The sequence below is a fragment of the uncultured Campylobacter sp. genome, from assembly GCF_937997595.1.
Taxonomy (GTDB): Bacteria; Campylobacterota; Campylobacteria; order Campylobacterales; family Campylobacteraceae; genus Campylobacter_B.
In genome coordinates this window covers 1-21,734 of sequence record NZ_CALKTS010000160.1, presented here as the reverse complement: position 1 = coordinate 21,734, position 21,734 = coordinate 1, and the positions used below count along the sequence as shown (strand labels likewise).

Sequence of the window (21,734 nt, the reverse complement as noted above, 5' to 3'; positions counted from 1 at the left end):
TCTGCGCGAATCAAAACCGCGAACGTAGAAATTTTGCTCGGCGCGTGGGCCTTTTTTATCCACATAAATGCCGGGCGTGCTGTAAGCTACCTGCGAAAGGCGCTTTATCTCGTCTTTTTGCATCTGTTGCTCATCGACGGTTACGACGTTCGTGTCGCTTTTTTGCACGCCGCCTATATTTTCTACGACCTCGATTTGTCCGAGCGTAAACACCTCGCCGTGAAGCGCCATCGCGGCACAGCAGGCGATTAAGCCAATCTTTTTCATCCTAACTCCTTAAAATAAAATTTTTATTATATATTGTATAAAATACCATTTTATAGAATAAATTTATTAAAATATTTGAATATAATTTTATTTTATAAATATTTAAAATCGACTTAAATGTTAAGGCTTTTAAAATGAAATATAAATTTCTACTTTGCATCGACGATACGGACGAGCTTGGCGGAGAGATTTTTACGGGTCTGCTTACCGAGGAGATCGCCGCCTTTGCGGGCTTGTTTGCGCCTGTTTCATTCGTCACGCGCCATCAGCTTTTGCTCGATCCTCGCATCAACTACACCTCGCACAACAGCTGCATGTGTTTTGAAGCCCGGCTTACCGAGTCGCAAAAGCAGCGCGTGCTGGATTTTGCTCTTGAGCTACTAGAGCGCAAAAGCGCGCCGAGTGCGGAGCCCGGTATCGCGGCGGTCTTTGAAAAAGATATCGAAAATGTGCAAGAACTGATAAGCTTCGGCAGAAGCGCAAAGGAGATATTTTTAAGCACGGAGCGGGCGTTTGATACGGCGCGAGAGCAAAACGTATTTTTAAAAGAGATAAAAAGCGGCGCTCGCGGCGTCATCGGCGCGCTTGCGGGTATCGGGCTGAGGCTTAGCGGAAACGACGGCAAGATCAGAGGCAAATTTGAGCTAAAAGAGTCAAATTTGAGCGTGGCAGAGCTTTTGGGATTAAATTTTATCGAGGCGGTCGCAGATGAAAATTTTAAACCTCTTTCGCCTGATGAGCGCGTAAATTTAATCGGCGCGCTAAAGCCGGTATTTTTGGATTTTAAGGCAACTTTGCTCATCAAAAAAGAAGCTGGCGGCGGCTTTAGAAACTTAAACGTAAAGGAGCTTCGGAGGTTTTGATGCGCTCAAATTTTAACGAAAAAGGCGAGTTTAGATTCGGCAAATCCAGCTACGAAAAAGCGCGCGAAACCGCCGAAAACTGTGCCAAATTTAAGCTAGATAACGATGAGGAGGAGATGGCGTGCGGCGGCGAAATCAGCTGCTACGACTGCGCTTTTAGGCGCTGGAGCGCAGAGAGTTTTACCTGCGCGATACTTTTCGGCGCGATAAAAAATAGGCGAAATTTTAAAATTTAAAGCGGGTAGCAGCGGGTAAATTTAAAACTATTGGGTATTTTTGAATTCGCGGCTTAAATAAAGCGCGAGCCTGCAAAGCAGATATAAAAATTCAAGATATAAAGCAGTGGACGCGGATGTCGTCGCTCAAAATATCGCGCTTCTATATTCGGTATTTAAACGGGCGAGTAAATTTACGAGGATTAAAATTTTTAAAGAGCAGGGCTGCTCCCGCACACCGCTTAGCGTCGTTTTAGTAAATATAGAGCCGCTTAGACCGAGACATTGTCCGCGCTGCCGCTTTGAAATTTTTAAGCGCCAAAGCGGGTTAAATTTTACACTGCTTGACAGGATTTGCTTCATCTGTCATCGGCGCCGCAACTGCGTCTCATTCATCATTGCTTTGAATTTGCAGCGGCGAAGCGTGTTAAATTTCACCGCCTCGGCGCTGTGGTAAATTTTATCGATCGGGCTTGCACTACGTCGCTTTAAAATTCGGCGCCGTCATACAGTTTAAAATTTTATGCCGCTAAGGCGTTTTAAATTTTATACCGCCGAAACGCACCAAAATTTTATGATCTAGACGCTGCGCTAAATTTCATCGCCCAAGATTTATCGGCCTAAGTCGTGTCGCTTTAAAATTTCCCGCCGCGGCACCGCATCTGCTACACAAATTTCCGCCGCCGCGCCCGTCTCGTCACACACTAGCGCACCGCTATTTTAAGCCTCTTGCGCCGCGCCGTCCATTAGCGAGCTATTGCATAAAAAATTCTACGCCGCCGCTTAAAATTTCCGCGTGCCCTCTATCGGCGCGTCGCTTTAAAATTTCCCGTCGCCGTGCCTTATTAAAATTTTGCCAAGACGCGCAAATTTAATATCGCGCCGCGCCCTTGCGCATCAGAATTCTATATCGCGACGAGCGGCCGAGCTTGCCGATGAGGCTTACGCGCGACCGAGTATCGTCATACACCGGGCGTATCAATAGAATTATTGTGTAGGGCTGCCGCACGATCATCGCAGGGTGCCGAACCTGCAGATCGAGGGTAGCATGGAGCCGTGTGCGACCGATTATCGCGCTGCATAAAATTTATGCCGCAAAATTTCATCGAAGATTGGAATTTAACATCACGCTAGCTTTATCGCGCCAAATTTCGTAGTTGAGGCAAGCGCCGAATTTAGCTCGTACGGCAAATCAAGCGCGCCGTATAAATCACCTATAAAATTTGCTCGCGCGCTAAGGCCTGCCCCCTCGGGGCCTAGGCGTATAAAATTCTACCCAGGCGGATCATGTTTGAGCCGCATTTGATCGCGAGCTCAAAATCATCGCTCATCCCCATCGAGCAGATCCGCGCGCCGTGCGGCACGAGCGCATCGAAAATCTCGCGGCTCGCCTCGAAGCTTCGCGCGATCTGCGCGGGCTCACTCACATGCGCGCCGATGCTCATCACGCCGATTAAATTTAGATTTTTGCACTCCTGCTTGATGCGTAAAAACTCCTCCACCGCGCGGTTTTTATCGAGCCCCGTTTTGGAGCTCTCGCCCGCGGCGTTGATCTCCAGCAGCGTATCTAGCGGATAAGTTAGCCGCTTATTTACGGCAAGCGCGAGCTCGCAACTGTTGCAGCTCTGCCACAGCGTCGGGCGCAGAGCGATGAGCTGATTGATTTTGTTGCTTTGTAGCGTGCCGATGAAGTGCCAATTTAGCGGCAGCTCGCGCAACGCCTCGCTTTTGCGCTTCAGCTCCTGCACCCTGTTTTCGCCGAATGCGATCTGTCCTTGCGAATACAGCTCGCGCACCTCATCCGTGCCTACGTTTTTGCTCACCGCGACTAGCTGCACGTCGCCTGCGCCTGCTTTTGCAGCCTCAACGCGCTTTAAAATTTCATCCAGTCTCATTTGTAAAATCCCAAAATTCTAGCGAAATCATTTAGCACCGTAAATATCATCAAAAGCGCTAAAATCCCCATTCCTACGTAGCTAGCGCCCACGAATACCCGCTTTGGCACGGGGCGGCGGAAGATGAGCTCAAATAGATTAAACGCGATGTGCCCGCCGTCGAGCGCGGGGATCGGAAAGAGGTTGATGAGCCCTAAATTTACCGATATTAGCGCCACGAGCGCGAGCAGGACCGCCGCGCCGTAATCGACCGCCTTTGAGGTGATGTCCGTAATGGCGACGATGCCGCCCATCTCCTTGGGCGAAACGACGCCGCTGGCGAGCTTTTCGAGCCCTATCAAGATGAGCTTTGATGCCTCCACCGTCTGATCCCACGCGAAGCTAAGCGAGCGAGCACCTTTGTGATATAGCGTCACGGTCGCGTTGTAATCGGGCGAAATGCCGATGAGCGGCACTCTGATGCTCTCGCGCCAGATGGTTTTTTTCTCGCCGAGCTTCGGCGTGAGCTGCAGGCTCAGCCGCTCGCCGCCACGTAAAATTTCCAAGCTTAGAGGCGCTGCGGTCACCTGCTTTGAGATGTCGTCCCACTCGCGGATCTGCTTGCCGTCGATCGATAAAATTTCATCGTTTAGCATAAGACCTGCGCTTGCCGCGGCAGAGCCCGGCGAAATTTTGCCGACCTTCGGCGCTAGCTTTTCGACGCCGATGTAGCCCAGCGCGATGTAGATCAAAAACGCAAGCAGCAGGTTAAAAAACGGCCCCGCAAAAAGTATGATTATGCGCGCTATTGGGCCTTTGGAGTTGTAGCTGTCGGGGTCCGTACTTGCCGCGGCGGGATCCAAATCCTCCTGCCCCTTAAGACTCACGTAGCCCCCCAGAGGGATCGCGCTGATGGCGTACTGCGTAGCGCCGATACGCTTGGTAAAGACCTTCTCTCCAAAGCCCACGCTAAAGACGTTCACCCCCACGCCCAGCGCCCGCGCCGCCAAAAAATGCCCCAGCTCGTGGAAAAAGATGAGGAAGCTGATCGCCAGCACCGTGACCATAAAATTTATCGAGTAAAAATAAAATCCGACCGCCAGGATCGCTAGCGTTAAAATTATGCTTTTCAAATTTCAGACCTTTGTAAAAAATGGGCTAAGCTTACTATTATTTTGCAAATTTTAAGCTTAGATTGCCGTTTAAAGCCTTGGCTCGCTTTTTTAAACTTGGTTAGCTTTGAGCTTAGCCCGCCGCCGTTTCAGGCTATAAATTTGGCTAAATTAAGGGCGCGCGGGCGGATAGAGGGCGTGAGGAATTTAAAATTTAAAAGCGAAATTTTACCGCGAGATTTTACGGAGCGGATTATAAAATTTCGCCGCACGGGGCTTTGCGCTTTGAAATGTCGTAATGCTTTAGGATGCCTCACGTTTTGAAATGTCGCTGTAATTTGAAATGCCGTCATGTTTTAAAATACTGCCGCGCCGCCGTGAAATTTTGTGCGGCGATTAGACGGAATTCTGCGCCGTGAAATTTTACGCAGCGGATTTTATCTTTCAAATTTTATAGGCTTAGCACGCCGCCGTGCGTGCATAGATCAAGCATCTATAGAATTTTATCGGTAAAATTTGAACGTGAAATTTTAAAATTCCGTGTCGCCGTTATAAGTGGAATTTTATGCTAAAATTCTATCGCTAAAACCCACTTAAGCGCGTGTTCTAACGTTTTACGATGAGGTTTTGTAGCTTCACAATCCATTGTTTTAGTTTGATAAAAAATTCTGATTCTTCAAATGAATGTGAGATCAAGCTTAGTTTAAATTTTTCATCTATTAAATTTGGACTAAAGCCCTTTAATCCGCTTTCGCAAGTGGATCTAAACATTTTGCGTATTAGTCGTTTTATTTTGCCTTGCGTCGGCGCGGCGCTGCGATCGCCTAAAATTTCTATTTTCTTTATCTTATATCTGATTTCATTTATTCCATCTACGGTTTTGTTGGAAATTTGCTTTAGTACTATATTTGCGTGGTATTCGTAATAACCGTGATTGTAATGGGTAAGCGTAAAAAGATCATTGCTGCCAGCCGAGCCCACTTTTATAAGAAAAATCTCGTCTAGCTCCTTTGAGATACACCACAGACCATCTATCTCATCTCGGCTTAAGCTAGCTAGGCCGTGTTGATTTCTAAATGGATTTATGATTTGCTCCAGGTTATCCTCAAAGCGGTATCCATCAATCAAAAATCCACCTACATAATCAATGTTGTAGTTTAAGGCGTCTATTAGCAAAACATTTTCGTTTTCGGCGTTAAGGGCGTCTTGTAAAATTTTAAAAATATCGCTTTTGCTGAGCTTGCCGTTACTTCTCGGTTCTAGCGCATAGAGTTTATGGATACGTCGCTTCTGTCCATTTATCATCCTAAAATCGCCGAACCAAGCGCCGTAAGTAATGACTGTATCAAACATTTTGCCTTGATAATACAAAATCTATATGCGTTAAAATCTAAATTACAATGATCCCAAAAGCCGCTAAAGCTCCCGTAGTTTATGAGCCATGCGCCAAGCTCTCTATCTATGCGCCAGCTTAATTCTATAGAAATTTCAGGATAACATCTAAAAGGCAATCGCTTTTTAGAAATTTTGTTTCTAATATCTTTTTCTACCTTATTGAGCTTATACTTTCTTGCATTTTCTTCGCCGATTTTTTCTTCAACTGCGAAAGCCATATCTAGCCTAAAATTTAGCCTTTTTTCGTAGCCTTAGCATACGCCGTGACGTATTCAAAGCCCGAATATAGCGTCAGTACAACTGCGATCCAGAGTAGGGCGTTTGCATAGGGCCATTGCATCGTTAGCCAGCCGATAGCGATCATCTGAAAGACCGTCTTTACCTTGCCCGCCATCGACGCGGCGACCTCTACGCCGTCGCCCGCCATCGCCACGCGAAGGCCCGTGATAAAAAACTCGCGGATTAGGATTAAGTAGATCGCCCAAGCACTGGCGCGCCCGATAAACATAAGCCCCAAAAAGCCCGCAAGCGTCAGCATCTTATCGGCGAGCGGATCGATGATGGCACCAAGTTTGGTCTTTTGATTCCAAGAGCGCGCGATGTATCCGTCAAAAAAGTCCGTGACGGAGGCGATGACGAAGACTAGTGCGGCGAAATAATCGACCCAGCTTACATGCACCGAGCCCACCATGCCGCCGTTCGCATGACCGGCTAGTAAGATCAGCCAGAAAAACAGCGGCGCCAGCGCAACGCGAAAGCTCGCTAAAATATTGGGTAAATTTAGCATTATTTAAAGGTCGTTCCGCCGTCGACGATGAAGGTGTGCCCCGTCACCCAGCTAGCCTTGCTCGAGCATAGAAATAAACATGCTCCCGCCAGATCCTCCGGCTGCCCCATGCGTCCTAGCGGGCTAAGCTCGGCGGTTTTATCGCGTACCTCTTCGTAGTTCGTAAAGGCTCGTAACGCATCCGTCTCGATCGGGCCGCCGCTTACTACGTTTACGCGGATATTTTTCTCTCCAAGCTCGGTCGCAGCGTAGCGCGCCATCGCTTCGACGGCGGCTTTCGCCGTGCCGTGACCCGCGTAGTTTTCGATATAGACTAAATTTCCCGTAGAGCTAAGCGATATGATTGAGCCGCCGCCTACCGCTTCCATACGTTTTGCGGCTTCTTGAGCGCCCACGACGAAGGCATTTACCGTCGCGGTAAAGATATTGTTGATGCCGCGCGGCTTTAGCCTCATAAATTTAGTGTATCCGCCCGCGACCGCACGACCCGAGATGATGGCGTTTGAGATGAAAAAATCCACTCGCGCAAAATCCTCGTCGATCTTGGCAAAGAGCTCCTTGTAGGTCTCTGGCTCCAAGATATTGAGCGCATAAGCGCGTGCCTTGATGCCGTAGGTCTTCTCAAGATCGGCTGCTTGCGAAGTCGCTAGCTCCTCGTTGGAATTATACGTAAAAGCGATATTTGCCCCTGCAGCTGCGAATTCCAAAACTATCGCCCTGCCTATGCCTCTCGTGCCGCCGCTGATAACTAGCGTTTTTCCTTTAAATTCGTTCGTCAATTAAAATCCTTTGATAGTGTATTGTTTCATTACGTTTTCTATTTTTTTGAGGTTTTCCGCGCTCGGCTCGCAAAGCGGCAAGCGGTACTCTAAGCTCGGCGTTAGGCCCGCGATATACATTGCCGCTTTGATCGGGATCGGATTGCTCTCGCAGAATAAAATTTTATTGATCGCGTAGAGATCGTCGTTGATCTGCTTAGCTTTTAAAAACTCATTTTGCAGCGCAAATTTCGTTAGTCTCGCCGTGTAATCAGGCAGTAAATTTGCCGTAACGGAGATCACTCCCTTGCCGCCGTTACTTAGGATCGGATAGTTGATCGCATCCTCGCCGCTAAGCACGCTAAGGCGCGGCTCGTGCGCGAGTAGATCGACGCATTTATCGATGCTGCCGCTGGCTTCTTTGACGCCGTAGATGTTCTCGCAGTCGTTAAAAAGCTTGATGATCGTATCTGCGGCTATGTCGCAGCCGGTGCGCCCTGGCACGTTGTATAGCAGTACCGGCAGATCTACCGAGCTAGCGATCGCCTTGTAGTGCAGATAGAGTCCCTTTTGGGTGGGTTTGTTGTAGTAGGGCGCTACGGATAAAATTCCATCCGCGCCGTGAGCCTGCGCAAACTGCGCGAGCCCGATCGCTTCGTGAGTTGCGTTGCTGCCCGCGCCCGCTAGCACCTTAACGTCCGTGCCCTTGCACGCATCTACCGCGATCTCGATACAGACGCGATGTTCGTCGTGCGTCAGCGTCGCGCTCTCGCCCGTGGTGCCTACGGGCACGACCGCGCTTATGCCGTTTGCGATCTGTCTTTTGATGAGCTTGGCGTAGGTCTGCTCGTCTAGTTTGCCCTCTTTAAAAGGCGTGATCAGCGCCGTCATAGAGCCGATTATGACATTTTTATTCATCGTTTTCCTTTCGTAAGATAATGCTCGTGGAGCTTTTAAGGCTTAGATAGGTTTTCATCGCTTTTTTAACCGCGTTTTTATCTAGACTTTTGATCTCGCGCTCCAGCCTAAATAGCGCGTCCAGATCGCCGCGGACGATGTAGCTGCCGTACATCTGCGCTACCTTGCTAGCGCTGTCGAGAGAGTAGATCAGATCGCTACTTAGAGTGTTTTTGATCTTTAGCATATCGTCGTCGCTTATTTTAGCTTTTTTGGCTTTTTCGATCAGCGCTAAAATTTCACTCCTCAGCGTCTCGCCGCTTACGCCTTGGTTACAAACGGCAAAGACTATAAATAAATTCTCGTCCTTGGCGCTCATATCGTAGATGTTGATCTGATTGGCAAGCTTTTTCTCATCGACCAGTACGCGCTGCAAAAGCGAGCTCTTGCCGCCGCTAAGATATATATCCATCGCTTTGATCGCCGCGGCGTCAGGATGGTTAAACGGCGGAATTTTAAAGGCGACTGCCACGATCTGCGCCTCGCTGTTTTTGTAAATAATGCTAAGCTTCTCGCCGTCTTGCGCGGGCTCCGTGCAGTGAAGGCGCGGAATTTCGCTTTTGTTTTTTACGGGCGCGAAGTATTTTTTAGCCGCATCAAACGCCGCCTTTTCGCCGATGTCGCCGGTGATCAGCAGCACGGCGTTTTGCGGCTGATAAAATTTAGCGTGAAATTCTCTGATATCTTTGATACTCCAGTTTTCGATGTCCTTGCGAAAGCCGATCGGCGTCCAGTGGTACGGGTGGTACAAAAACGCAGCGTTGTAGAGCCTGAAAAATAGGTATCCGAACGGATCGTTATCGGTGCGCCACAGCCGCTCTTCAAGCACGACCTTACGCTCGGGCTGAAATTCTTTGTCTTTGAGGCTTAAGTTTTGCATGATGTCGGCGTAAAGATCCAAGCAGACCTCTAAATTTGAGCTCGCGCACTTGATGAAGTAGTGCGTGTAATCAAAGCCTGTGCTTGCGTTGTTTACGCCGCCAAATCCCTTTACGATCGCGTCGAACTCGCCCGCCTTGCGATTTTTCGTGGATTTAAAATTTAGATGCTCCAGCATGTGCGCGATGCCGCTTTTGCCCATCGTCTCGTCGCGCGAGCCGACGTTGTAAAACACATCCACGCTGATGACGCCGCTGCCTTTATTCATCGGGATGTGATAAATTTGAAGCCCGTTTTGCAGCGTGATTTTCTTAAATTTCGGAAACATTAATCTTTTTTCGCCTTTCGTTTTTTGCTTGAGTTTTGCTCTGCGTCTTGGGTGCCGCCCGCTTCTTTGACCTCTTTGGCCTCTTTAATCTCTCTGGTCTCTTTAGCCTCGGCATTTTTAGTTTTGGCGCGGCTTTGCTTTACGTTTTTGACCTTAGAACTTTTGCTTTCTGCGCTATTTTTCGGCGCGGCTTTAGGCGCGGCTTTAGTTTGAGAATTTTTACTTTCTATGTCGTTTTTTGACGCGGCTTTAGTTGCGGTTTTATTTTTCGACGTGGTTTTAGTTTTGACAGTTTTGCTCGCCGTGCCGCTTTGTTTTGCGTTTTTGACCTCTAAATTCTCGCTCTTTGCGCCGCTTTGCGAGAGATTTTTTGCTTCGGCGTCCTTTTGCTGCGAGGCGTTGTTATCCTGCGTGCCATCTTTCTGCGAAGCGTCATTATCCTTCGCAGTATCCTTCTGCGCGGCGTCTTTTTGCGTAGCTTCTTTTGAAATTTTACCGCGTCTGGAGGTTACGCCGCTTTTTGAAATTTGACTTTGTTTTTGATCCGCACCGCTTTTGGAAGCTCTTTTTGAAATTTTATCCTGCTTATGATCCGCGCTGCTTTGCTTTGCGCTTTTAGTCTCTAAATTCTCGCTTTTTGCGCTGTTTCGTTTTGTATTTTTAACCTCGGAATTTTCACTCTCCGTACGGCTTTGCTCGATTGATCTTTGATCCGTCGCGGTATCCGCGCTTGCTAAGATGTTTAAATTTGCCGAAGCGTTGGAATTTTCGTCCGCTTCGGAGCTTGAGCTTGTTTGAGCGCTAGGAATTTCATCTACTTGAACGCTCAAAATTTCATCTGTTTTAGCGGCGAGAATTTCATTGACTTGGGCGCTCGATATTTTGCTTTCACCGTCGTTAGAAATTTCGTCCGCATCCTTACTTTCGGGCGCGTTTGAAATTTCGCTCGTTTCCTCGTCTTTGGTCGCACTCGAAATTTCATCCGTTTTGGTATCCGCCTCTTTGTCTTTGCAAGCGCGCAAATCCGCGCCGTTACTGAGATTTTCGGTCTGATCGCCTCTTACGCCGTATCCTTCGCCCGCTCGATCTTTTAAATTTGCTCCGACCGCCTCGCTTATGTTAGTGAAGCCGTCTGCGCGCAAAAGCTCCGCCAGCCCCTCGTTGATCGATTTTGCGACGAACGGACCTTTGAAGATAAAGGCGGTAAAAATTTGAACCAGGCTCGCGCCCGATTTGATGCGCTCGTAGGCCTCCTGCGCGCTGTCTATGCCGCCGCAGCTGATTAGGATCGTGCGGCCGAAGAGCTCGCGAGCGACCTGTGCGAAAAGCTTTCGCGATTTTTCGGTGATTAGCCTGCCGCTTAGGCCGCCGAAGTCCCTAGCGTTGGGGCTTAGCGAATAATCAACGCTCGTGTTGTTTATGATGATGCCGCTTGCACCGCTTTGCACCGCGCACTCACACAGCGCGATCGCCTGATCTGCGCTCATATCGGGCGCTAGTTTTAAGACGAGCGGCCTATTCGTGATCTTTTTCATCGCTCCAATCAGCTCGCTTATGAAGCTGTTTTCTTGCAAAGCGCGCAGATTCGGGGTGTTCGGCGAGCTTACGTTGATGATGAAAAAATCGCACAGCCCGTTAAATTTACGACCCAAGGCCTCGTAATCGCTTATCGCATCCTCGTTCGGGGTAGCCTTATTTTTGCCGATATTTGCGGCGATCGGGATTACAAAAGGATAAATTTTTCGCACGCGATGCTCGATAATATCGGCGCCTTCGTTGTTAAAACCCATTGCGTTTTGGATGCTCTGCTCGCTAACGAGGCGAAAAAGTCGCGGCTTTTCGTTGCCGCTTTGAGGACGCGGCGTAAAGGTGCCAAAATCGATGTGCCCGAAGCCAAGAGCCGCCAGCGGCGCGATCATCGTGGCGTTTTTGTCGAAGCCGCCCGCGATACCTACGGGGTTATCGAAGCTGAGATTCCATATATTTTGAGTTAAAATTTCATCTTTATAAACGCCGAATTTTGCCAAAGCCTCAAGCCCGCCCGGAGTCGCATAGAGCGCGCGAAGTCCGAATTCTGCGATCTTGTGAGCGGTTTCTGGATCAAATCGAAAAAAGATTTTTTTCAAGGTATCGTAATTCATAATTTTTCCTCAAATTTTGCGTAATGGTAGCTAAAATTTAATTAAATATAGATAAGGATTTCGCGCCGTATTTGCAATCTGCGGCGGTTAAATTTAGTTTTAGAATTACGCGAGAGATGCCAGTAAAATTTCTACGGCTTGCAATGAGCAGTTTAAATTTACGCAGAAATCCAAAGATGTGCGGCGCAAATTTTATAAATTTAGCTCGCCCGGGTACGTACCGAAACGCGCGGTATCTGTAGCGCAGCTCGCGGTGGCGGGCATCGTACGCGATTTTATCCTGCGTCTGACTGCGCTCAATCTCGCCCAAGCTAAATTTTAAAATTTAAAGCGTCCTGCTCGCGCCGTTTGAGCTTCAGCGAGCGTCTTTGCCGCCCAAGGCAGCGATCATCGTGCCCAGAGGAATGATCGTAACGCCCAAGATAATCGCTAGCGGGTTTAGCAAGGACAGCTTGGCAAGCAGGTAGATCGTCGCCACGAGCGCCGCGTAGGACAGAATTTTAAACGGAGAGAAAAACGCCCCCGCAAAATTGCTCCGCACCTCGCTCCGCTCAAGCTCGCCCTCAAAATCGTCCGCGCCTTCTAAATCATCCTTTGATTCGTCGCGAGCGGTGCCAATCCCGCCCCCAAAATCGCTCATACCGTCGTCCAGCTGGCCGCTATCTACATCGCCGCCACGATTGCCGCTATCTGTGCCATCGCTATGATTGCTGCGATCTACGCCGTCGCTATGATTGCTGTGATCTACGCCGTCGCTCCGCTCGCTGCTATCTAAGCTGCCGCCCAGATCGCTGCTCGCTGCATTTTTCAAGTCGTCGCAACGCGCGCCTATGTCGCCTTGCGAACTATCGCTAGCTTCGTCCCTTATATCGCTCTGCAAGTCGCCGCAAGTCTCACCGCCATTCATTTTAAATTTATCGGCGACGTGTTCCAAAGCGGTCGCGTCGCAAGCGGAGGTTTTGTCGTCGCTCTTCGTAGAATTTATGTCGCATTCGCCAGCGGCGGTTCTGCTGCGCTCGGCGTCTAAATTTGAACTGCGAGTAAAATTTATATCGGCGGAGTTTGCGGTACGCTCGGCGGCGGTTTCGTTGTGCAGGGCGCAGCTATCGCCGTTTTTGGTGCTCGTCGCGCCGCTAGTGAAATTTACGGCGTCTTCGGAATTTTGCGCGTTTGAAATTTCGACGCCTGAATTTGCGCCGCTAAAGCTTTCGCTCTTTAAAATTTCGCCGCCGCAAGTTTTGCCGTATGAAATTTTATCGTCGCCGCTCGCACCGCCTTGGTTTTCGCCGCCAAAGCTTGCGGAATTCGTATCGTTTGCGGAAGTTTCGCCGCTTATGAAACCTGCGGAATTTTTAGAGCTTTGCTGCAAAATTTCATCGTATTTGCCGGCTCTTAGCTCATCTTCTATCTTGTTGCGGTAAGCGCGAAACGAAAAATATACCGCGCCGAATGCGCCCAAAAATCCAGCCTCCAAGCTAAGAAGCCACGCTAGCGCCCGCACGCCGAAAGAGCCCGCGCCGAAAAATCCGGCGCCGCAAAGCGCTAGCCCAAGCAGGACAAACGCCGCGTTTAGCGCGCAATATATGAGCAAAAACCGCCTATTCAATCCCGCTCATCCCATTCATCGTCGTCGTCGAAATTTTTCGGATCCGCCTTGTATTTCGGATCGTTTTCAAGCTCTTTTAAGCTCGAATTTAGCGCCTTGCACGCGCGGTAAACGTTCAAAAACGCCGCCGCGATGCCGATAGCGATGCCGAACCAGAGCAGAAGCAGCGAGCCCGTGAGATGCCGCAGCCCAAGTCCGATCGCTACTCCGATGCCGATTGCTACGACGATTGAGATGCCTAGACTGATGTCGCAGGCGCCCTTTACGATTTTGTTTAAATTTTTCGTTACTCTCATCTAAAATCCGTAAAATTTTAAAGCGCCGCCATCGCTTCGTCCGCGGCGTTTAGCGCAAAGTCGATCTGCGCTTCGTCCATGCTGGCGCAGATAAAGCCCGTCTCAAACTGACTAGGCGCCAAAAATACGCCGCGCTTAATCATCTTGCCGTGAAATTTCGCAAAGCGCGCGGTGTCTGCTCGCAAAGCGCCGTCATAGTCGCGCACCTCTTCGTCTGCGAAAAAGTAGCCGAACATCGAGCCTACGCAAGCGGTTTGCAGCGCGATGCCGCGGCGCTTTGCTATGGCGCAAAGCCCGTCTGCGAGCCTGCGTGCTAGCTCACCGAGCCTTTCGTAAAGTCCGCCGCTAGCGTAAATTTTACTTAGGCTGGCGATACCTGCGGTCATTGCGACGGGGTTTCCGCTTAGCGTGCCCGCTTGATATACCGCTCCTAGCGGGCTTATCATATCCATGATTTCGCGCTTGCCCGCAAACGCCGCCACGCTCATGCCGCCGCCGATGACCTTGCCGAAGGTCACCAGATCGCCGCGGACGCCGTAGATACCGTAGCTGCCTAGCTCGCTAGCACGAAAGCCGCTCATTACCTCGTCGATTATTAGCACGATCTTTTTCTCGTCGCACAGCGCGCGAAGCTCGGTTAAAAATTTAGGATCAGCGGGTACTAGGCCCATATTTCCCGCGATAGGCTCGATGATGATCGTGCCGATGTCGTTTTGCGCCAGGACGTCCTTTACGCTTTGTATGTCGTTGTATCTGGCTAGGTAGGTATTTTTTGCGATATCCTGCGGCACGCCCGCGCTGCTTGCGTTACCGAAGGTGCTTGCGCCGCTGCCTGCTTTGACGAGCAGGCTGTCACTGTGGCCGTGGTAGCAGCCCTCAAATTTTAAAATTTTATCCCGTCCGCTAAAGGCGCGCGCAAGACGGATCGCGCTCATCGTGGCTTCCGTGCCGCTGCTGGTAAAGCGGATCTTGTCTAGGAAATCGAAATTTTTTAGCACCAGCGAGGCAAGCTGCGTCTCAAGCGGGCTGGATGCGCCGAAGCTTAGCCCTTTTTTGGCGGTTTGCACGACGGCGCGCTCGATGTCTGCATCTGCGTGACCGAAGATGAGCGGGCCCCAGCTCTGCACGAAGTCGAGATATTTTTTGCCCTCGACGTCGTAGATGTACGAGCCCTCGCCGCGATCTACCATAAAAGGCTCGCCGCCAACGTTGCCGAATGCTCGCACCGGCGAATCGACGCCGCCTGGGATAAGTTTTTGCGCTGCTAAAAATTCGTCGTGATTATTCATTTTTTCTCCTTCTTTTTGGGTTGATTTATCGATTTTATATATTTGTAGATGATGATGATCTCGTTTTGCGTCAGGAAGTAGCTTGGCATCACGTCGCGCGAGCTGCTGATCCCGTCGGCGAGCTCCTGAAGCGAGAGATTGTTGATCGGCGGCGCGTTTAGGGCGCGCTCGTAGTAGGCGCCTGCGGTGCGGTTAAATTCTTTATACGTCGCGATCAGCGAGCCCTCGCCCTTTTCGCCGTGGCACTTGTCGCAGCCCACGCCGCGGGGGTTTTTATACAGCATCGCGCCGTATTCTTCGTCGGTGATGAAGCTCTCGGCTTCTGCGCCGCGAGGTAGAAAAAATATGGTCGCGTTTAAAAACAGCGCTAAAAATATGAAATTCCGCATCTTCTCGTTTCGAATTTTTGGCGCAATAATATAAAAAATGTGCTTAAATTTCATAACGCAGCTATCTTTTCGATCCCCTCGAAATAAAAGACGTTTAGCTCGTCCTGCCTGCGGTAGAGGAATTTTAGCCCGTGCGCCTTGGCGATGTTATCGACGATGTAAAGCCCCAGGCCGAAGCTTTGCTTGGCGTTCGTGCCCTTGACGAAGGCCTCTTTGTAGTAGCTAAAATCTTTCTGTAGCGGCTCTCCTAGCGTTATGAAGTCCATCGTTTCGGCATTTAGGCGGATTAAAATTTTACCGTCTGCGGCGTATTTAACGGCGTTGTCGATTAGATTTTTTACCGCGACGCCAAATAGTTTCAGATCCACGTTTAAGCTTAGGCCTAGCGGATTTTGCAGCGTGACGCAGCCGGGCTCGATCATCGCGATGCCGAGCGCTTCTTTTAAAATTTCATCCATGGGAAAAATTCCTCGTTCGACTAGCGCCGTGCCCGCAGTCGCGCGCTCGACTGCCGCAAATTCGTTGATTAGGCTCTCCAGCCGCTCAAAGACCGAGATGAGACGCTCCTGATTTTTACCGTGCTCGATCATCTCGACGGCGATGCGACCCTTTGTGATGGGAGTTTTGAGCTCGTGCATTATGTTTCGCAAAAACAGATGGCGCGATTCGTTAAGCTTGTTTATCTGCGTGACCGCCTCGTAAAATGCGTGCGAAACCTCGGAAATTTCGTCGTTTCCTACGCTTACGTCCTTGATTTGAAGATCGCCTTTAGCAAATTTATCGATCTGGCGCTTAAGCTTGCGAAGGGGGCGAATTTTGCGGATGATGAAAATATACGCAAGCAGGATGATCACCAAAATGACGCCATAGATCGCTTTGAAAATATCGTAGCGATAGGGCTGATAATCCTTGTCGTTTAAAAGCCGCGTCTCTCCAGCGTGAGTGATTTTTAAGTAGTGTTTGCGTTTAAAAAGCAAGATGTCCGCAGAGCCGATGTCTGCGGAGATGCTGTCTAAAATTTCAGCGCCTTTAATGATCTCATCGCGCTTGGCTTCATCGCGGATGGTCGAAAACTCGAAATTTGCGACCTGACGGTCGTATTCGACATCGCTGATGAGCTTGCTCATCTGATATAGGTTCGCGCGCGCGACGATGGAGTATTTGGAGTTTAGCTCGCGAGTGTAGTTTTGCTGATCGTAGCCGATGAGCCAGAGTAGAGCGAGCGAAACGCCCACGGCAGCGAGCGTGAAGATGAACGTGATGGTGTAAAAAATCGACGATCTTACTTTCATTAAATTTATATGATCCTTAAACTTTTAAAATTTCAAAGCTTTGAAACCGCGGGCTTGCTTTGCTTTAGCGCGCGGACCGGCTTGCGGCTCATTCGGCTTTAAATTTACGGCGCATCTTAAAGGCGCGGCGCGTAAATTTTAAAATTTCACCGCAAAGCAGGGCGCTTTTAAATTTAACAGCCACGGCGCTTTAAATTTTAAAATTTGCCTCTTCCCGCTGCCCTGGGCTCTGTTTTTTATAACTCGTCTTGCGCGTAGAGCCGAATTGCTTGCCGAATTCGACAATAAAATTTCGCGCGCATCTAACCGCGCGCTAAATTTATAACTACAAATTTTATCGTAAAATTTTAACGCTTCAGTTGAGGCGCCTTAAATTTAAACGGCAAAATCGCGCGGACCGGCTTGCGATTTCAGTTTCGCCGCGCGGATATCTATATAAATTTAGAGTCGCGAGTAGCTAAATTTTATCGCGCCGCCCGTCCGGCGCAAGTTCGCTCATTGTATCAGCTTATAGCCTACGCCGCGGATGGCATGGATGTAGCTGGGCGCCTTGGACGTTTCGCCAAGCTTTAGGCGGATGCGGCCGATGATGACGTCGATGCTTTTGCTCGATGATTCCTCGCTTATGGAGCTGCAGTTGTAGATGAGCTCCTCGCGGGTGATTGCGCCGCCTTCCTTTTTGATGAGATACGAAAGCACGTCGTATTCGGCGATGGTGAGCGACAGAGGCTGTCCTTTGAAGCTGATGACGTGGCGGAAATCATCCACTTCGAGATCTTTTTTGGGCTTGGCGGCGCGCTGGATGGAGTTTATGTCGTAGCGCTCGATGTGGCGTTTGATGCGCGCTAAAAGCTCTTGCGGATTATAGGGCTTTGGCAGATAATCGTCCGCGCCGAAATCAAAAGCGTTGATCTTATCGGTCAGATCGTGGCGGGCGCTTGATATTATGATCGGTATATCGGTATTTTTGCGGATCTCTTTGCAGACCTCAAGCCCGTCCATCCCTGGAAGCGTGAGATCTAAAATCACGAGGTTGAAATTTTCTAAATTTAGCTTAGAAAGCCCCAAAAACGGATCGTCTGCGACGGTGACGTCAATATCGTATTGTTGCAGATATTCGCTTAAAATTTCGGCGAGTTCTAAATCGTCCTCTATCATTAAAATTTTAGTCATAAAAAACCTTTGAAATTTTGCACGGATTATAACAAAATATAGTTTATATATTTTAAAGCGGCAAATTTGGGCGAAATTTTATAAAAATGAAGCTCGGTGGGGTAAAATCTTGAAATTTTTCGAAACCGGGCGAAATTTCAAAATTCAGCCCCAAAAATATGGCGGAATTTTGAAATTTAAAGAAGCAAAATCTGAAAAATTGACGAATTTGGGCTAAATTCGGCTAAATTTTGCCGATTTTTGCGTTTTTTTCTTAAAAAACTATTGTATTTTTTGCGAAACTATTGTAGAATACCGCCGAAACCACTTTATTTTAAAGGATTAGCATGAAAAAAGCTGATTTTATCCAAGTAGTTGCCGATAAGGCAGGTCTTTCTAAAAAAGATACTGTTAAGGTAGTTGATTCTGCACTTGAGGCTATCAAAGAGCTTTTGGTAAAAGGTGATGACATAAGCTTCATCGGCTTCGGATCTTTCGGCATTGCAGAGCGTGCAGCTCGCGAGGGTAAAGTTCCTGGCACAAACAGAACTTACAAATCTCCTGCTACTAAAGTAGTAAAATTTAAAGTCGGCAAACAGCTAAAAGAGGCTGTTGCAGCTGCAAAAGGCAAGAAGAAAAAATAATTTTCTTGCTCCAAGCCCCGTCTTCGGGGCTTTTCTCTTTTAAATTTATACAATCATAACTTTTTAAATGCCCGAGTGGTGAAATTGGTAGACGCACCAGACTCAAAATCTGGCGAGGGCGACCTCGTGTCGGTTCGATTCCGACCTCGGGCACCATAAATCTTCTTTAAATTTTATCCGGAATTTCAACCGCCTTTTATGAATTTCAACTTGCTATAAAATTTTTTATACTATTATTACCTCGGTATTTCTTTAAAAGAGGCAATTATTTATGATACGTAAAATTCTTATCGCTAATCGCGGCGAGATCGCGGTTAGGATCATTAGAGCCTGCAGAGATCTGCATATCGGAAGCGTCGCGATCTACACTAAACCCGACGTCGATTGCTTACACGTAAAAATCGCCGACGAGGCCTACGAGGTCAGCACCGATGCGCTAAAAGGCTATCTGGACGCCAAAAAGATCGTCGAAGTCGCCAAAGAGTGCGGTGCCGATGCGATACATCCTGGATACGGCTTTTTGAGCGAGAATTACGATTTTGCAAGAGAGGTCGAGGACGCGGGCATTATCTTCATCGGTCCAAAACCCGACGTTATCCGCAAAATGGGCAATAAAAACATCGCTCGCTATCTGATGCGCAAAAACGGCATTCCGATCGTGCCGGGTACCGAAAAGCTAAATCACGAGAGCATGGATACGATTAAAAAATATGCGCGCGAGATCGGCTATCCTGTGATTTTAAAGGCTAGCGGCGGCGGCGGTGGACGCGGTATCCGCGAGGTGTGGGAAGAGAAAGATATGCAGAGCGCCTACGACTCGTGCACAAGGGAGGCGAAGACCTTTTTTAACAACGATGAAATTTTTATGGAAAAACTCGTCGTTAAGCCGCGCCACATCGAGTTTCAGATCATCGGCGACAATTACGGTAACATCATTCACCTTTGCGAGCGCGATTGCTCGATCCAACGCCGCCACCAAAAGATTATCGAGATTGCGCCGTGCCCCTCAATAAGCGAGCATCTACGTAAGACGATGGGTACGACTGCAGTAGCCGCAGCAAAAGCGGTGAATTACACCAACGTCGGCACGGTGGAATTTTTGCTTGATGATTACAACAACTTCTATTTTATGGAGATGAATACCCGTATCCAGGTCGAGCACGGTATCACCGAGGAGGTCACGGGCGTCGATCTAGTCGTGCGCCAGATCCGCATCGCAAACGGCGAAATTTTAGAGCTTGAGCAAAGCGACATCAAACCGCACGGCTACGCGATCGAGGCGCGTATTACCTCCGAAAACGTCTGGAAAAATTTCACCCCCGTTCCCGGCACCGTTAGCGATTATTATCCAGCACTTGGTCCTTCCGTGCGCGTCGATAGCCACATCTACAAAGGTTATAAAATTCCGCCGTTTTACGACTCGCTTCTAGCCAAGCTCATCATCAAAACCACCGACTACGACCTGGCCGTTAATAAGCTAGAGCGCGCGCTGAAGGAGTTTCGTATCGAGGGAGTGCGCACGATCATTCCGTTTTTGCTTAGCATCAGCAAATCGCGCGAATTCCGACTCGGTTTTTTCGACACAAGCTACGTAGAGAAAAATTTAGACAAAATTTTAGAAAACACCATCGACGATATGCAGCCGAATAAAAATGAAGCGATCGCTGCGATCATCGCTGCGATGCGCAAATCTGCGCGGATTTAGGAAAGAGCATGGATTTTTTAGATAGCCTAAAAGATATAAAAAAGGATATGCTTAAGGACAAGGCGGCAAGTTCCGCGCCCAAAAAGCCCAAAAAACCTAATCCAAATCGCGACGAGTTTAAAGATATTTTTAAAGATGACGATTCGAGTCTGCAAAGTGGGGGCGTCCTAGACGGCGACGCGGAGGAATTCGACGCAGCCAAAGAGAGTATCGCCGCACGCGAAAAGCGCCTCAAAGACGAGTTTTTAAAATACGTGGACGCGGCGAATATCAAAAAGCTGAATGATTGAAATTCCATTTTGTACGCTGGATTTTGCCTGCCCCTATCTAGGCGGCAAAGCCGCACGCAGCGAGTATCTCTACATAAAAGACTGCGACTTCGAGTATAATTCAAACTTAGTGCAGCACGGCTACCGCCGCTTCGGCAGGTATTTTCAAAAGCCCGTTTGCGCGGCCTGCGCGGAGTGTAAAAGCCTGCGCGTCGATGCTTCAAATTTTAAATTTAGCAGATCGCACCGCCGCGTCTATAAAAATAATCGCACGACCGCCTATGTATGGCAATCTCGCCCGCTTTTAAACGATGCGCGTTTGGAGCTTTTCGCGCTCTATCACGACTACATGCATCTAAAAAAGGGCTGGCCTGTGCAAGAGATCGATTTTGAGCGATATGATGAAATTTACGTCCAAGGCCACGGCGACTTCGGCAAAGAAATTTCCTACTACGGCGAGGACGGGCGGCTTATCTGCGTCGATCTTATCGATATCGTGCATGACGGCATCAGCTCGGTGTATTGCTACTACGATCCGTATCTGCCGCATCTAAGTCTGGGTAAATTTTCGCTTTTAAAACAGATCGAGTTCGCCCAAGATCTGGGGCTACGCTGGATTTATTTGGGCTATGCGGTTGAGCAGTGCCCGAGCCTAGCGTATAAATTTAGCTACGAGCCGTATGAAATTTTAAACTCATACGTAGAGCTTGACGCCCCCGCCGTGTGGGAGGGGCGCATAGAGGGGTAGGTTCCGCGCGCGGACGCCAGGAGCGACCTAAATAGACATACGCGCTGCGCGGAAAAATGGGCTCCGCTTGCCTTTACGGCCTGTAAATACGCGGCGCGCGGTAGAGGTTATTCCGCCGTGCAGATACGACGCGGTATGTAAAAGTGCCTCTCATCGTTAAAATTTACTCTAAAATTTTGCGCGTTATGAGTCTTCAAGGCTTTTGAGTCACGGCAGGCGTTAAATTTTGCGCTGAAATTTAGCACCGCTCGGCCTGCAAAAATATCCGCAGTGATAAAATTTAAGGCGATGAAATTTAAAAGGAGAGCGGATGAATTTGCAAATTTTACGGCAAGCTCGGCATTTACGTGTCGCAAGACGGCACGCGCGGCTTTTGATCGTATTTGGCTCTTGAGTGCGCGCGAAAAAGGACGATTAGTTTCGTAATATAACTCTTACGCTGCCGCAATTAGCCTTGGCGCTGCGACCGGCTTCGGCATTGACCTAGTTTCGATATCGCGATTAGCTCTGGTCTGTAACCGATACTGCCGCGCAAGCAGCGAAGCGCAAAAAGATGGCTTATAAAGCACGATACAGCATATATTTTGTAAAATTTAAGCAAACTGCGAAGCCGCAATAAGACGGCCGGTTACGGCAAATTTATCAGCTCCACTTTATTTTCCAGCGTTTTTGGGATCAATAAAACCTTGCCGTCGCTTGAGATGTCCGCAGGCCTTTGCATCGCGCCGAGGTTTATTTTGCGTATCTGTCCGTTTGCATCGATACGCC

At 48.9% G+C, this 21,734-nt stretch carries 22 protein-coding genes, 1 tRNA gene and 1 pseudogene; 8 read left to right on the top strand and 16 right to left on the bottom strand.

Features of this window, described 5'->3' with window-relative positions; genetic code table 11:
• A partial coding sequence (locus tag Q0614_RS05865) for a Plug domain-containing protein (RefSeq protein ID WP_298787208.1) occupies positions 1 to 267 on the bottom strand: 267 nt, incomplete at its 3' end.
• 134 nt (positions 268 to 401) lie between these two features.
• Here Q0614_RS05865 and Q0614_RS05860 point away from each other — a divergent pair.
• From Q0614_RS05860 to Q0614_RS05850, 3 genes are all read left to right on the top strand, one after another.
• Positions 402 to 1,130, top strand: a complete 729-nt coding sequence (locus Q0614_RS05860) for a hypothetical protein (RefSeq protein WP_298787207.1) — start codon at positions 402 to 404, stop codon at positions 1,128 to 1,130.
• Positions 1,130 to 1,366: a molybdopterin biosynthesis protein MoeB gene (locus Q0614_RS05855; protein WP_298787212.1), complete on the top strand. Its 237-nt coding sequence runs from the start codon at positions 1,130 to 1,132 to the stop codon at positions 1,364 to 1,366. The genes Q0614_RS05860 and Q0614_RS05855 overlap by 1 nt, the downstream gene beginning before the upstream one ends.
• A 106-nt stretch (positions 1,367 to 1,472) precedes the next feature.
• Positions 1,473 to 1,802 (top strand): hypothetical protein, encoded by a 330-nt coding sequence (locus Q0614_RS05850; RefSeq protein ID WP_298787206.1) that lies wholly within the window; start codon positions 1,473 to 1,475, stop codon positions 1,800 to 1,802.
• A gap of 799 nt (positions 1,803 to 2,601) precedes the next feature.
• Here the strand turns inward: Q0614_RS05850 and Q0614_RS05845 are convergent.
• From Q0614_RS05845 to Q0614_RS05775, 15 genes and pseudogenes are all read right to left on the bottom strand, one after another.
• Positions 2,602 to 3,240: a YggS family pyridoxal phosphate-dependent enzyme gene (locus Q0614_RS05845; protein WP_298787204.1), complete on the bottom strand. Its 639-nt coding sequence runs from the start codon at positions 3,238 to 3,240 to the stop codon at positions 2,602 to 2,604.
• Positions 3,237 to 4,352 (bottom strand): RIP metalloprotease RseP, encoded by a 1,116-nt coding sequence (gene rseP / locus Q0614_RS05840; RefSeq protein ID WP_298787202.1) that lies wholly within the window; start codon positions 4,350 to 4,352, stop codon positions 3,237 to 3,239. Before rseP ends, Q0614_RS05845 begins: the two co-directional genes overlap by 4 nt.
• Before the next feature lie 585 nt (positions 4,353 to 4,937).
• Positions 4,938 to 5,684: a hypothetical protein gene (locus tag Q0614_RS05835; RefSeq protein WP_298787200.1), complete on the bottom strand. Its 747-nt coding sequence runs from the start codon at positions 5,682 to 5,684 to the stop codon at positions 4,938 to 4,940.
• A complete protein-coding gene (locus tag Q0614_RS05830) occupies positions 5,633 to 5,944 on the bottom strand; it encodes a hypothetical protein (protein WP_298787198.1) in 312 nt (103 codons plus the stop codon). Before Q0614_RS05830 ends, Q0614_RS05835 begins: the two co-directional genes overlap by 52 nt.
• 14 nt (positions 5,945 to 5,958) lie before the next feature.
• The gene (gene pgsA, locus Q0614_RS05825) at positions 5,959 to 6,516 is read right to left on the bottom strand and encodes a CDP-diacylglycerol--glycerol-3-phosphate 3-phosphatidyltransferase (RefSeq protein WP_298787210.1); all 558 of its coding nucleotides are present in this window, start codon (positions 6,514 to 6,516) and stop codon (positions 5,959 to 5,961) included.
• On the bottom strand, positions 6,513 to 7,292 hold the full coding sequence (locus tag Q0614_RS05820; protein ID WP_298041675.1) for an enoyl-ACP reductase: 780 nt from the start codon (positions 7,290 to 7,292) through the stop codon (positions 6,513 to 6,515). The genes pgsA and Q0614_RS05820 overlap by 4 nt, the downstream gene beginning before the upstream one ends.
• A complete protein-coding gene (gene dapA, locus Q0614_RS05815) occupies positions 7,293 to 8,189 on the bottom strand; it encodes a 4-hydroxy-tetrahydrodipicolinate synthase (protein ID WP_297894048.1) in 897 nt (298 codons plus the stop codon).
• The gene (locus Q0614_RS05810; RefSeq protein WP_298787196.1) at positions 8,182 to 9,435 is read right to left on the bottom strand and encodes a pitrilysin family protein; all 1,254 of its coding nucleotides are present in this window, start codon (positions 9,433 to 9,435) and stop codon (positions 8,182 to 8,184) included. Before Q0614_RS05810 ends, dapA begins: the two co-directional genes overlap by 8 nt.
• A 1,088-nt stretch (positions 9,436 to 10,523) precedes the next feature.
• Positions 10,524 to 11,576 (bottom strand): annotated as a pseudogene (locus Q0614_RS05805) (quinone-dependent dihydroorotate dehydrogenase); the annotation flags it as partial.
• Positions 11,577 to 11,931: 355 nt separating this feature from the next.
• Entirely contained in the window at positions 11,932 to 13,167 is a 1,236-nt protein-coding gene (locus Q0614_RS05800) for a hypothetical protein (protein ID WP_298787194.1), read from the bottom strand.
• Positions 13,168 to 13,178: 11 nt separating this feature from the next.
• On the bottom strand, positions 13,179 to 13,478 hold the full coding sequence (locus Q0614_RS05795; protein WP_297988133.1) for an AtpZ/AtpI family protein: 300 nt from the start codon (positions 13,476 to 13,478) through the stop codon (positions 13,179 to 13,181).
• Positions 13,479 to 13,495: 17 nt separating this feature from the next.
• Positions 13,496 to 14,767: a glutamate-1-semialdehyde 2,1-aminomutase gene (hemL, locus tag Q0614_RS05790; protein ID WP_298787192.1), complete on the bottom strand. Its 1,272-nt coding sequence runs from the start codon at positions 14,765 to 14,767 to the stop codon at positions 13,496 to 13,498.
• On the bottom strand, positions 14,764 to 15,156 hold the full coding sequence (locus Q0614_RS05785; RefSeq protein WP_298787190.1) for a cytochrome C oxidase subunit III: 393 nt from the start codon (positions 15,154 to 15,156) through the stop codon (positions 14,764 to 14,766). Before Q0614_RS05785 ends, hemL begins: the two co-directional genes overlap by 4 nt.
• Positions 15,157 to 15,206: 50 nt before the next feature.
• A complete protein-coding gene (locus Q0614_RS05780) occupies positions 15,207 to 16,448 on the bottom strand; it encodes an ArsS family sensor histidine kinase (RefSeq protein ID WP_298787188.1) in 1,242 nt (413 codons plus the stop codon).
• 495 nt (positions 16,449 to 16,943) lie between these two features.
• A complete protein-coding gene (locus Q0614_RS05775; protein WP_298787186.1) occupies positions 16,944 to 17,621 on the bottom strand; it encodes a response regulator transcription factor in 678 nt (225 codons plus the stop codon).
• A gap of 326 nt (positions 17,622 to 17,947) precedes the next feature.
• Here Q0614_RS05775 and Q0614_RS05770 point away from each other — a divergent pair, with 326 nt between their 5' ends.
• The 5 genes from Q0614_RS05770 (at position 17,948) to Q0614_RS05750 (ending at position 20,966) form a co-directional block, all read left to right on the top strand.
• Positions 17,948 to 18,244 carry an HU family DNA-binding protein gene (locus tag Q0614_RS05770; RefSeq protein ID WP_291937435.1) on the top strand — a complete coding sequence of 99 codons (297 nt, stop codon included), beginning with the start codon at positions 17,948 to 17,950 and terminating at the stop codon, positions 18,242 to 18,244.
• A gap of 69 nt (positions 18,245 to 18,313) precedes the next feature.
• Positions 18,314 to 18,400: transfer RNA gene (locus Q0614_RS05765), tRNA-Leu, on the top strand.
• A 115-nt stretch (positions 18,401 to 18,515) separates the two neighbouring features.
• Positions 18,516 to 19,949 (top strand): acetyl-CoA carboxylase subunit A, encoded by a 1,434-nt coding sequence (locus Q0614_RS05760; RefSeq protein WP_298787184.1) that lies wholly within the window; start codon positions 18,516 to 18,518, stop codon positions 19,947 to 19,949.
• 8 nt (positions 19,950 to 19,957) lie between these two features.
• A complete protein-coding gene (locus Q0614_RS05755; RefSeq protein WP_298787182.1) occupies positions 19,958 to 20,239 on the top strand; it encodes a hypothetical protein in 282 nt (93 codons plus the stop codon).
• Positions 20,232 to 20,966, top strand: coding sequence for an arginyltransferase (locus Q0614_RS05750; protein WP_298787180.1), 735 nt, complete (start codon positions 20,232 to 20,234; stop codon positions 20,964 to 20,966). Before Q0614_RS05755 ends, Q0614_RS05750 begins: the two co-directional genes overlap by 8 nt.
• Positions 20,967 to 21,734: the final 768 nt, after the last annotated feature.